This window comes from Mucilaginibacter sp., assembly GCF_028287845.1.
Classification (GTDB): Bacteria; Bacteroidota; Bacteroidia; order Sphingobacteriales; family Sphingobacteriaceae; genus Mucilaginibacter.
In genome coordinates this window covers 1-13,569 of record NZ_JAQBOW010000043.1, presented here as the reverse complement: position 1 = coordinate 13,569, position 13,569 = coordinate 1, and the positions used below count along the sequence as shown (strand labels likewise).

General features: G+C 40.6%; 8 protein-coding genes. 2 read left to right on the top strand and 6 right to left on the bottom strand.

From position 1 onward, the window contains the following. The 6 genes from JWP71_RS04030 to JWP71_RS04005 all read right to left on the bottom strand — a co-directional run. Positions 1 to 1,492, bottom strand: a 1,492-nt coding sequence (locus JWP71_RS04030) for a hypothetical protein (protein WP_299497419.1), incomplete at its 3' end; no start/stop codon positions are given. 286 nt (positions 1,493 to 1,778) lie between these two features. After that, positions 1,779 to 2,423 carry an START domain-containing protein gene (locus tag JWP71_RS04025; protein ID WP_299497417.1) on the bottom strand — a complete coding sequence of 215 codons (645 nt, stop codon included), beginning with the start codon at positions 2,421 to 2,423 and terminating at the stop codon, positions 1,779 to 1,781. Positions 2,424 to 2,435: 12 nt separating this feature from the next. Beyond that, entirely contained in the window at positions 2,436 to 3,320 is an 885-nt protein-coding gene (locus tag JWP71_RS04020; RefSeq protein WP_299497415.1) for a M48 family metallopeptidase, read from the bottom strand. A 107-nt stretch (positions 3,321 to 3,427) separates the two neighbouring features. Continuing rightward, positions 3,428 to 4,804 (bottom strand): efflux transporter outer membrane subunit, encoded by a 1,377-nt coding sequence (locus tag JWP71_RS04015; protein WP_299497413.1) that lies wholly within the window; start codon positions 4,802 to 4,804, stop codon positions 3,428 to 3,430. A 5-nt stretch (positions 4,805 to 4,809) separates the two neighbouring features. Beyond that, entirely contained in the window at positions 4,810 to 7,980 is a 3,171-nt protein-coding gene (locus tag JWP71_RS04010) for an efflux RND transporter permease subunit (protein ID WP_299497411.1), read from the bottom strand. Positions 7,981 to 8,006: 26 nt separating this feature from the next. Then, positions 8,007 to 9,041, bottom strand: coding sequence for an efflux RND transporter periplasmic adaptor subunit (locus JWP71_RS04005; RefSeq protein ID WP_299497409.1), 1,035 nt, complete (start codon positions 9,039 to 9,041; stop codon positions 8,007 to 8,009). 946 nt (positions 9,042 to 9,987) lie between these two features. Here JWP71_RS04005 and JWP71_RS04000 point away from each other — a divergent pair. Together JWP71_RS04000 and JWP71_RS03995 are read left to right on the top strand one after the other, a co-directional pair. After that, positions 9,988 to 10,524 carry a hypothetical protein gene (locus JWP71_RS04000; protein ID WP_299497407.1) on the top strand — a complete coding sequence of 179 codons (537 nt, stop codon included), beginning with the start codon at positions 9,988 to 9,990 and terminating at the stop codon, positions 10,522 to 10,524. A 418-nt stretch (positions 10,525 to 10,942) separates the two neighbouring features. After that, on the top strand, positions 10,943 to 13,569 hold a 2,627-nt coding region (locus JWP71_RS03995; protein WP_299497405.1), incomplete at its 3' end, for a SusC/RagA family TonB-linked outer membrane protein.

Genomic DNA, 13,569 nt, shown 5'->3' with positions numbered 1-13,569 from the left:
CTTTTATATCAGCGCTTAGTAACATATAACTCACCATGTTTTCAGCAGCTGCATCGGGTGCTTTTACTTCATTATCATCGGTTACCGCTAATGAAAAATTACCTTTTACCGGGTTACCTGTTGCATCTGTTACATATAATTGTAAAGAAACACTATCGCGTGTACCGTAATTTGCTTTGTTGCTGCTCACCTTAATATTTAATTCATCGTTATGATCAATAAATACCATTCGCCTTGTTACAGGCTTATTGGCTGCATCGAGCAAAATAAATTTAGTGACACCTGTGGGAAATACCTTTGTTGATATAACTTTCAGGATGGGTTGATTAACAGAAAATAGCTCTTCGTAATATATACTATCCCTTGCCTGCCCAATTAATGTAAATTTTTTGCCGCTATTCGTTATATCAGCAGTTACAACTACATGTAATTCAAGAGAATCTTTACCCGGTATAGCTGCAACCTGTATGGCTATCCCGCTATTTTTCACCCCCGGAAACGGGTAGCTTTTTGTTACACTATCAGCATAGCTAACTTTTGCCGTATAAGTTTCGCCTGCCTGTGGTATAAATGTAAAAGAGCCCATCCCTTTATGGGTAGATTGAAATGAAGCCACCTGTTGCATAGTACTATTGTAAATCTTCCCTTTTATTTCTGCAACTCCTTTACCCTCCTTATCAATAGCTTTAAAACCAACCAGATTAGGCTGACCCGCTAATAATGAACCGCCCTCGGGCATAAATTGCAAATCGGTATTTGCCGGCGTTGTTAATTGCAGCGGAATAATTATTTTACGCCAGTCGGCATATTTACTGTTATCTTCAGCTTGTATAAACAAGTGTTTGTAATCTTTCTTATCTGGTAATGTAAACTTAAAATTCAAATTACCGTACGGGTCTGTTATTACCTTGCTTTTAACTACAGTACTATTTCTATCAAGCACACTTAGCTGTAAATCTCTAAAACCGATATTTTTGAGAGTCAGGTCGCTAAAATGCAGGCCCAGGTTTACGTTCCTGCTTTTATCTATAGTTTGATGCTTATTTATTAACCAATACTGTTTACCTGTTGGAGCAATAGTTACCTGGCAGGAAAAGAAATGCTCGGGTCCAAAATTCCTCATCCAATTGGTATAGGCATGCACAATATAATTTCCAGGGGATAAGGACTCTTTAAGTACAATGTCGCCAATTGCTAATCCGTTATGAGCTTTTATGGTTTGCCTTTTTACAACCCGGTTACTATCGTTTCGCATTTCAACATACAGCAACCCACTTTGCATTGAAGCCGATAGATTTTCATTTAACAGGTAAGCTTTATACCATATAGTATCGCCGGGTTTGTACCATGCTCTGTCTAAATGCAAATAAAGTTTCTCTTTTTGTGGCAGTTTATACTTTGCATTTAAATCTGCCACCTTATTCTCAGCGTAAGGCTTATCACTTTGTCCAAACACTATAAAAGGTAATAAACTAAAAAATAAATTCAGCATTACAAAATACAGCAAATAAGAGCGGCTCTTATACATGCATTAGTTATTTTCAGGTAATATAATTGGTTGTTGATTTGTAAGAGCTATTCGATTAGCCTACACTCAAATTCGGTCTAAATTAATGAAAAACATTATAAAAAAGCCATACAAACTCATCTTATTAAGCAACAAATTTTGTAAATCAGTTGATTTATAAAATTTGGAAGATAACGTCAGGACGAAAGGATAATTTTCAAAAGAAAGTCAGCGAGGTAAGAATTTTATCACGGTAGGTAAAAGTTAAATTTCAATCTGCAATATAATCCAGTTTCGCATTTTTATAAACCTGTTTTTGTAAATGCATTTTTAGCTTTTTAAAGCTTTGCGACGGACCCTGGGTTACAAACAGATTGGTTATCCAGGCAGGTATGCTGCCACCCGGATCTGCATGAAGTGTGTAAACAACCTTTACCTGCCCTTTACCCGAAGGCGACAACACCCATTTACCTTTAGAGTTAGCAATCCGCACCACTTTGGGTTTTACCGGCACCATATCCGCAACACAAGGGGCATCAATAATTACCACTTTGGTAAAAGCGTCCTGCGATACTTTAAGGTGTGCAATAAAATCGCGGTTGCTAACGGGCCAGGGCATTTCAACCAGCGAGTAATAGTACAACTCTGACGGCGATACCTGTTTTATAATAGTGTTGCCTGCGGTATGATAAAGCCATTCCTCGCTGTTTCTAACATCCATTAATGCCGAGACTACCTGTGATAGTGTAGCATCCAGCTGGCACTCCACTTTTATCGCTTTAATTTTTGAAGTTTCTATATCACGGGTATATATTTTTACCCCGTTGTTATTTTCCTTTAGTTCCCAACCATCACCGGTTTGCGCTAAAGCGCAATTAAAAAACAATAAAAATAGCAGGGTGAGTCTTTTAAACATGGTATGGGATTTTTACGGATGATAATATTTCATCGCTTCCGGCAGATGAGCTTGTATATCGTTAATACGAGTTTGATCTGTAGGGTGTGTACTTAAAAACTCTGGTGTGCTGCCGCTCTTGCTTTGCGCGGCCATACGCTGCCAAAAAGCAATGGCATTATGCGGATCATACCCTGCCATAGCCATAAAGGTAAGGCCCAGCCTGTCGGCTTCCGACTCCTGGCTGCGGGAATAATGCAACAACGCCAGGTTGCCGCCTACGCCATAAAGCTGATTCACGATAGTCTGTGTAGCATCGGACTGATTACTGGTAGCGACACCAACAACCGCTCCTCCCGCCTGGGTAGCCAGTTGTTGTGAAATACGCTCGGCAGAATGACGGGCTATAGCATGGCCTATTTCATGCCCCATTACCGTAGCCAGGCCGGCATCATCTTGGGTAATAGGCAATATACCACTGTAAACAGCTACCTTACCGCCGGGCATACACCAAGCGTTTACCTGGTTGCTTTGTATGAGGTTGAACTCCCATTTAAAATTATATTTGTCGGCATAGCCATTATCGGCCAGATATTTTTCAATGGCGACGGCTAACTGGTTGCCTACCCGCTTAATATGCTGGGCATCGGCAGTATTGTTAATGACTTTGGTTTTAGGGTCTGATAACAGTTGAGAATAGCTGGCCGCGGCTGATTGATTCACCTGTGAATCGCCCACCAGGCTTAACTGCTTACGGCCTGTTAAAGGAACAGTTGCGCAGCCAAAACACACAACAACCGCAGTTATTGTAAAAAAGGACCGGTATTTTTTTATGTTTTGGCTCATTACTTTGAATGATACTTTATAACTCTCTAAATGAATAGCTAAAATCGTTCCAATTAAAACGTCACTCTGCATTATAAGGAATTCCGGTAAGCTTCTTACAATTACATAGCGCATAAAAATAAGAAAGCGCAGGAAAGCACGGCCTCTAAGTTGTATTTATGACTTTGTTTTGATCGAATTTATTGCCACCCCCCTCCCAGAGAGCGATATAAATATACTATTGCCTGTAATTGCTGTAAACGGTCATTCACACTATTTAATCGGGCTATTAATAAGTTTTGCTGTGCAGTAAGTACCTCGGTATAATTTGCAGACCCATACCGCACTAATTGCTGTGTATAATCTACAGATTTTTCAAGGTTATCCAGTTGACTTACCCGTGTAGCTGCTTTTTCGCCCGCTGTTTGGAAAGACATTAACGCGTTAGATACATCCTGACCGGCGCTTAAAACTGTATATTGAAAATTCAAAAGAGCCTGTTGCTGTTGTTCACGGGCAACAATTAATCTTGCTTTATTAACTCCTTTATTAAAAATGGGCTGAGTTATGCCGGCCGTTAAACTCCCGATCAATGACCCCACTCCAAAAAAAGAGACGTAGCTGGAATAGCCGCCTGATCCGCTTAGGGTAATTGATGGATAAAAATAGGTTCGGGCAACATTGGTCAGTTCGTAAGCGTTTCTGAAACTATACTCGGCTGCCATAACATCGGGCCTGTTAGCTAACATTTGGGCAGGTATGCCGGGGTTAAGCATAGCAATTGATTTTTGAGCATCAATTTTTGCACGCATAACCGGGCCGGCCTCTCTGCCCAGCAGTAAATTAATTATGTTTTCTGTTTGCCAGATAGCTTGTTTTAAGTCGGGGATAGTTACTTGAACAGCATACTTACTGGCTTCACTTTGTACAACAGCAGCACCGGTAACAATATCCGCCGTTTTCAAATCTTTCATCGTATTCACAGTAATTTGCCAGTTTGTTACACTTTCTTCTGTAATTAACAATTGCTGATCTAAAGCCATGAGGTTATAATAATTGTTTGCAATATTAGCAATAAGTGCAGTTTGCACAGCCCTTGCATTTGCCGACGATTGCAAAAGCAAGGCTAACTGGGCTTTTTTTGCGCTTTTTAATTTACCCCAAATATCTGCTTCCCAGCTTGCAGTTAGCCCGACTGAGTATATTCGGTTGTTTGTTGTGTTAAAAGCCTGTGGGTTGGATGATCCTGAAACTGTTAAATCAGCAGCTGCATTAATGTCAGGATAATAAGCCAGTTTACTTTGATCAAAATAGGCCTGTGCCTGCCTGGTTACAGAATATGCTTTTTGAAGATCGATATTTCTCCGGATACCTTCTGAAATTAGTTTTTGTAAAATAGTATCGGTAAAAACCTCATTCCAATGAAGTTTAGCAATAGAGTTAGTATCGGTACTATTATAATCTCTAAATAATTGCGCGTTATCAAGCAAGGGTTTTTGATATGGTTTTACCACATGACATGCTGTGAATGTAGCTAATGCCCCTGCAAATAATATAATTTTTATGATATTTTTCATATTGGCTATATGGTTGTATCAGGGTGAATATGATTTGAATTATCAGCAGTTGAATTGTTTTCAGGCACACTGATCTTGGTCTTTTTAACCTTTTCCTGTAAGGTTTGAAAAAGTATAAACAGTACCGGCGTAATAAAAATACCAAATGATGTCCCTATCAACATGCCGCCAACGGCCCCGGTACCAATGGCCCGGTTACCATTGGCGCCGGCCCCGGTGGCTATCATTAGTGGCACTAACCCGAAAATAAAAGCAAACGAGGTCATCAAAATAGGGCGTAGCCTAGCCTGTGCCCCACTTATGGCTGCTTCAACAATACTCATACCGGCCCTTCTTCTTTCGATGGCAAACTCAACAATCAGTATAGCATTTTTTGCCAGGAGCCCAATGAGCATGATAAGGGTTATTTGTAAGTAGATATTATTATTAATACCAAACAGATAAGCAAAAATGAAGGCTCCCGCTATACCGATGGGAATTGTAAGTAAAATTGACAGCGGAAGAATATAGCTTTCATACTGAGCGCTTAATATCAGGTAAACAAATACCAAACAAAGCATAAATATGTATATGCTTTGGCTGTTGCCGGCCAGTTCCTGCCGTGTGATGCCAGAATATTCATAACCATAGCCTTGCGGCAGCTGCTGAGCGGCAACCTCCTGAATGGCTGTTACAGCCTGCCCCGAACTAAATCCTATGTTTGGAGAGCCGTTAACGTTAATGGAAGTAAAAAGGTTGAAACGGGTAATTGCCTGCGGCCCATAATCTTTGGTTAAGTTCACAAACTCCGTAATCGGGATTATGTCCCCGGTTGAGTTTCTTACAAATACCGAGTTCAAGCTTTCCGGTGTCTGCCGGTACTCAGGCGAGGCCTGTACCATAACCCGGTATTGCTGCCCAAATTGGGTAATATTTGAAGCATATAATCCACCAAAATATCCTTGCATAGCACCGGTTATATCTGTAACATTTAAACCTGCCTCTTTAATTTTGGGCACATTTACATTCATTAAGTACTGGGGAAAATTAGGATTGAAAGAAGTTGTTGCGAACTGAATTTCCGGACGTTCGGCAAGTGCCGATAAAAAGTCCTGACTCACTTTATAAAACTGCGCAATGCTGCCCCCTGTTTTATCCTGCAATTGAAAGGCAAACCCGTTAGTAGCTCCAAAACCCTGAATAGTTGGCGGAGCAACAAATTTAATATCAGCTTCAGTTATATCAGCTGCCATGGCAGTCAACTCTTTAATAATTACCTGGATATCTCTTTTTCTTTCGCTCCATGGGATGAGCCGCATTATCACCATGCCATAATTATTTCCATTACCCGAAAGCGGGCCACGCCCATTTACAACCAATATGTTATTAACCTCGGGTATTAACCTGCCAAGAGCTTCAATTTTGTGGGTTACTTTATTTGTCCTGTCAAGTGATGCGCCGGGGGGCAAGCTAATGTTACAGCTAATCGCGCCCAAATCTTCATTAGGTACAAACCCTGTTGGCGTGGCTTTGGATATAAAAAAAAGCAATACAACAAACGTTAAAAGCAATGAAACAGGGATCCATTTTTTACGGCTGAAAAAAGTAACCGCCTGGACATAACGCTTGCTCATCCTGTCAAAGCCGGTATTAAATGCGAGATAAAATTTCTGAATAAAACTTAACTTTTTGTTTTCCTTATCATGCCCTTTAAGAAAAAGCGCGCATAATGCCGGACTTAAGGTAAGCGCATTAATAGCCGAAAGAATAATAGCTATTGCAAGGGTTAAGCCAAATTGCTTATAGAAAATACCGGAAGAACCCCCAATAAAGCTAACAGGTATAAATACGGCCGACATAACCAGCGTTATAGAAACAATTGCGCCGGATATCTCATCCAGTGCATCAATACTCGCTTCCCTTGCAGAATGATAACCCGCGTCAAGCTTTGCATGCACAGCTTCTACAACAACTATGGCATCATCTACCACTATACCAATCGCTAAAATAATGGCGAAAAGTGTGAGCAGATTTATAGTGAAGCCGAACATGTTTAAAAAGAAAAATGTACCGATGATGGCTACCGGAACAGAAATGGCAGGTATCAGGGTTGACCGAAAATCCTGAAGGAAAAGAAATACTACTATAAAAACCAGGACAAAAGCCTCAAACAATGTATGCAGCACTTTATCAATAGAGGCATTCAAAAAATCGTCGGTATTTTGCAATGTCACATATTTTATACCCTTAGGAAAATTTTTAGCGGCTGCTGCCATTGCCTTAACAGTTTCCTGGATAACCTGGTGCGCGTTTGAGCCTGCAACTTGCGAAACATCTATTGAAACGGCCGGATGGCCATTCATTCGGGTAGAAATAAAGTAGTTTAGCGCCCCAAACTCAATCCGGGCAACGTCTCGCAGCCGTAACACCCTGCTCCGGGCGATTGAACGGACAACTATATCGCCAAATTGGGCGGTATCAGCCAATGTACCGGGATATTTAATAACGTATTGAAATGCCTGCCCGCCGCGTTCGCCGAACTGACCGGGGGCTGCCTGTATATTCTGGTCGGCAATGGCGGCTGTTATATCCGCCGGAACGAGGCCGTATGAAGCCATGGCTTGAGTGTTTAACCAGATACGCATAGAGTAATCCATCTGGCTGGGCAAAGAAGCGTCGCCCACACCCTGTATCCTTTTTATAACCGGCAATATATTAATGTCGACATAGTTTTGTAAAAAAGTTTGGTCATAAGCCGGGCTTTCGCTATAAACAGAATAGGTAAGCAAGCTGCTTGTTTGTTTCTTTTGTACAGTTACACCAGCCTTGGTTACTTCTTGTGGTAATAAAGATGAAGCCCTTGATACGGCATTTTGTACATTTACAGCTGCCAAATTTGGGTCGCTGCCAACCTTAAAGCTCACCGTAATATTTGCCGACCCATCATTCCCTGCCGTAGAGGTAAGATAATCCATATTCTCAACCCCGTTAATTTGCTGTTCGAGCGGGATTATTACGGTTTTAAGCACCACATCAGCACTGGCCCCACTGTAAGTTGCCTGCACCTGAACTGTTGGCGGGGCAATCTCAGGGTATTGAGAAATAGGCAGGGTAAACAAGCCTACCAGCCCTACCGTTACGATTATAATAGAAACGACTGTTGAAAGAACAGGACGTTCAATGAATTTTTTTAACATAGTATTGCTATATAAAGCTTTAATATTTACGGATTACGGTATACCGAATCGGCATTCAGCACTTTAGGTTTGATCTGCAGATCTTCCCTTAAAGACGCTATGCCATCAACAACAATTTGTTGCCCGGCTTTAAGACCCCGGCTTATTACATAAAATTGCCCGGTATTTGCACTAATAACTAATTCTTGCGATTTAACTTTATTTGATGCACCAACAACATAAACAAATATTTTTCCCTGTATCTGGTAGGTAGATTTTTGTGGTATTAATATAGCGGTGTCAATAGTAGTTGGAATGCGAACTATAGCACTGCTTCCACTGCGGACCAAGCCTCCCGGATTTTTGAAAGTAGCCCTCAGATTAATGGCACCTGTTTGCGCATTAATGAGCCCACTTGCTGTCTCTATCCTACCTTTGGCAGCAAGTTGCGAACCGTTGGCCAATACAAGTATGACCGGAGGCAATGTTTTCAGTTTTTCTTGCATGGTATTCCCCTTAGCAGCCAAAAAGAAGTCAAGATTTTGTTTCTCGTTAACCGAAAAATAAGCGTATATGCTTTCAATATTTGATACCGTGGTTAGCGGATTAATGGTAGTACTGGTAATCAGACTGCCTATTTTATAGGGAAGTACGCCGATCACCCCATCGGCCGGACTATAAATAGTAGTATAACTTAGATTTATTTTTGCATTATTAAGTGCCGCTTTAGCCTGTGCCAACGCTGCTTGTTTTGATTCCAGAGTGTATTGCGCGGCTTTAAGTTCGTAAGGGCTAACAATATCTTTTTCTACAATAGGCCGTACTTTATCCACCTGCATTTGTGCAGCGTTAACATCAGCTACAGCTATTTTTATATTGGCCTGGGCAGTAGTAACATTCTGCTCATATTGTGGCGCGTTGATCCTGAAAAGCAATTGCCCCCGTTTAACTGATGCGCCTTCATCAATATAAATATTTTCAACATATCCGTCGATTTTGGGCCTTATTTCGATGTTTTGTATACCTAATATAGATGCCGGATAATCAGCGTTGATCTCGGCTTTCCGAGGCGCAAGCTTCATAACCGTGTATATTTTAGGTTGAGTTTGGGCTGATTTAGTTTTTGTACCACCGCATGATGATAAAATTAAAAAAGTTATAAACAACAAAGAAGACAGAAATATTTTAAAATGATTCATAGAATAAAGCTTTTAAAACTGATGACAAAAATTAAGACGAAAAACTTTAAGACTAAATAGTCTGATATGCAGCAACATATATAGAAGGGACCGTATGATAAAGATACGAATAAACAGACTTGAAATTCTTAATAACTAAGAATTAACTAGGCATGGGAGGGCCTCTTAATAAAGGAGATTCTTTGGCAGCAAGACAACTTACCCGGCTCTTAAAAATAAAATATCTGGTTTTATGTTCCTGCTGTAATGGAATACTGAATGTAAAAAGACATTCGGGCGGAAGCGTTACTGGTATAAATTTTTGAGTAAAACACTGCAGTTTAATTAGTTGCTGGCATTCTGTAGCTTTTTTAGGAACATTTGCCCGGTGTTCAATCTTACCTTGAAATAAGTTGGCATAACGCAATATCACCTCTCCCTGCAAGGAAAAGAAAATAAACAAAACTATACTTAACCTACTGATAAATTTGAACGATCTAAACACTTAAACGCTATTAATCATTAATGTAGTAAACTTATTATGCAGCGCAAACAGGAAACCTAAATAAGTTAATTTGTGTGACATAACTAACAAACATCAAACTAAATAATTAAATCTGTTGAAAATTTGAATTGCTAAATATGTTTTGAAAACATTAATGTGGCCGAAGAGGTTAGCTCCTATTTATCAGGAAATTAATTTAATGAGAGCCATAGGTATTCATACTAATGGAGAAATACCCAAAAACCATCCGGAATTATAGTTTAATAATTAAATATTAATTAAAATGTAAACTAAATTGTAATAGATATGTTACAATAACAAATATATAATCAATATACATAAATTATGAAAAAGATCAGTTTAATATTAGTAGTAGCTGGTATAGTTTTGGCTATCCAACCTGTAAATGCCCAAACTACCGACACTTCCAAAAACCACATTCAGATTAAAAAGAAAGTTAAAACCGGCGTAAATGGCCGTAAGGTAACAAAGATAAAAATTGAAGGCAAAGGCAGCCCAGGTGCAATAAGCGATGCTGCTACCGGCGCTGTAACCGGTAACTCACCTGCCCCGGTGGTAGTAACACCGGCACCGGTGGTAGCCCCTACTCCGCCAAATCCTACAGTAGTGATAGTAAGACCAGAACCCGAGGAGAGGCCAACTCAGGCACCTAGCACTGTAACTACTATTACTGAAACCAAACCGGCACCAGTTGTAACTACAAGCTCAACAAGCACCAGGAAAACAACAACAGCTACCCATGTTGTGCATAGCGCAAATGTAAACAGGCCAGCAACACATGTTTATAAGAAAGTTTATAAGAAACCGGCCGTTGCATCAAGCACACAAACAACAACCACTACCACAATAAAGAAAAACTAAAAAGCAAATTTACAACACAAAACACCTTAGTTAAATTTATACCTTAATTGGCTTGATGGTACAATGGCAGTTGTAAATAATTTAGTGACGAATAAAACAGCAGACGGCCTTAACAATATTGTTGAGGCCGTTTTTTGCGCCCGCCCTGAGCCAGGGAAAACCCCATCTATTTATTTCTCAGGTCCGTAGATCAAATATAACTACACCCATCGTAGACAGCCGATAGGCAATTATGGCTAAACATGTTTTTCAAATGTAATAATTATGTTACACAGCAATAATCATTATTGTTATTGAAAACTAATTAATTAATTATACCTACTTTACATAATAGTTAAATCAAATCATTAGCAATTTTGATACCATTTACTATATAAATATTTAATACATAATACTTTATAACTTTTAAAATCTGTGTATGAAGAAAATTTTACTTTTATTTCTTCTGGTAAGTTTTTGCGGCATTATACATGTTATGGCGCAGGCATTAACAATAACCGGACGGATAACCGCAAGCGAAGATGGCAGTGCACTATCCGGAGCAACCATTAAAATTAAAGGCACTCCTAATGGCGTAAGCTCTGGTGCTGATGGAAAATACACCATCAGGGCAAGTACAGGCCAGATATTGGAATTTAGTTTTATCGGTACCCTTAGTGCCCAACGTACCATCGGCACGCAAACTGTCATTAATGTTCAGTTAACATCTAATGCAACCAGTCTTGAAGAAGTTAAGATCGTTACCGGTTTCGGTGTAAAACAGTCCAAACGAGATCTTACATCTTCTACCCAAACCATTACCGGCGCGGCAATTGCCGAAACCCAGCGTGAGAATTTAGTAAACTCATTGCAGGGCCGCATAGCGGGCGCTACAGTAACCAGCACAAGTGGTGTGCCCGGCGCTTCTGCTTCCATCATTTTGCGGGGTATCACTTCTATTGGCGGCAGTAACCAACCCTTATTTGTGGTGGATGGCATCCGCGTAAATAACGATGCAATGAGCCAAGGCGCGCTTGCTTCTAACGGCGATAACCGGCGCGAGGATTTTACCAACCGTATTGCTGATATTAACCCGGATGATATTGAAACGGTTACGGTGCTGAAAGGTGCTGATGCCGCAGCAGTTTATGGGTCGGATGCTGCCGGAGGTGCTATTATTATCACCACCAAAAAAGGCAAAAGCGGCGACGCGGCAATAACTTACAATAATACCTTCAGCTATTCTAAAGAATACCGGTTCCCAAAAATTCAAAATGTTTATGGGCCGGGTACTTCGGGCTATGCCGATCCAACTACGCGTTTGGCATTCGGGCCCGCTTATGCACCCGGAACGCCAACTTTTGATAACCTGAAAAACTTTTTCCAGACAGGTTTATCTCAACTCCATGACCTGTCTTTCTCTGGTGGGAATGATGATGCAAGTTATCGTATATCTACCGAGTACCGTCACACCGGCGGCGTTATACCGGTAGTTTACAATAATAAATTTTCGTTACGATTTGCAGGACAGGCCAAATTAACCCCCAAATTAACCAGCAGCGCGAGTTTTAATTACTTTAATATAGATAATCGAAAAACCAATAAAGGTGATGGGGGTACCTACATTAACGCGCTAACGTGGCCTACTAATGATGATGTTCGTAACTATCTAAATCCTGACGGAACCCGCAGAACTTTATTGCCCGCAAAACTTACCAATATTGTAGCCGATGGTACCATCGATTTTGACAACCCCCTTTGGGATTTGCATAACAATATTAGCGAAGACAAAACCAACCGTATGATTGGCAATTTTGACCTTTCTTATGATCCGGCCAGCTGGTTAAATTTAAGGGGGCTGTTTGGTGTGGATTTTTACACCACGCAGGGTAATAATTTCCTGAGCCAGTACAGTAATTCTTACCAAAATGCTATTTCGAACACCTTTGCGTCTACCAATGGTATTTCTACCGGCGGTATCATTGATAATTATGACGATAATAACCTGGTGCTTAACGGTTCGTTCTTCGCCACCTTAAAGCATAACTTTGGCGATTTCCGTGCAACGCTGGCTGCAGGTGCCGAGATTTATGATTATAAGGATATTACCAACGGTCAGTATGGTGAAAGATTCCTCCAGCCTGATTTTAATACCATAAATAATACTACACCAACCTCACAACGGGCCACAACCAATTATTCAGAAACACGGCGCATCGGCGAAATTGTACGTTTCAGTGTAGTTTATAAAGAACTGATCACCATTAACGCGACCGGTAGAAATGATTATTCTTCCCGTTTGGCAGGCACAGCGAAAGACTCTTACTTTTATCCATCAGCAGGCATAGGATTTAACTTTTCTGAACTGCCAGCATTAAAAGGCAACAAGATTTTATCATTTGGTAAAATACGCTTCTCGTATGCCGGTGTAGGTAAGGACCCCTTTGCACCTTATAAGATACAATCAAGTGTCATTCAACAATCAACCACTGGTGGTGGTTACGCCTATGACGTGACCGGTAACAACCCTACCCTTAAGCCGGAGAAAGATTACCAAATGGAGCTTGGTACAGAACTGCAGTTTTTTGACGGACGTTTAGGCGCTGAAATTAATGTTTACAAGTATCGCGCAACCAACCAGATATTTGACCCCCGCATTAGTTACGGATCAGGTTACATACTCGAATTAGTTAATGGTGGCGAAATTCAGAATAAAGGGCTTGAAATTGAGCTGAATGGTACTGTAATTAAATCGACCGATTTTTCATGGAAGCCATTTGCTAACTTCTTTTTAAATCGGGGTAAAGTAATTAACCTTGGCGCATTACCTGAGTATTATAATTCTGACACCTGGTTATACGCTAACGCGCGTGCAAGTATATTCCCGGGCAGCAGCTTAATGAATATTGCAAGCTACAGCTATGCACGCAACAATAAAGGGCAGATACTGGTAGATCCATCTACCGGCATGCCTATATCTAACGGTACGTTTGTAACAGTGGGCGACCGTCAGCCTCAGTTCACGCTGGGTTTTGGCAATAATTTCACCTATAAAAACTTTGCCTT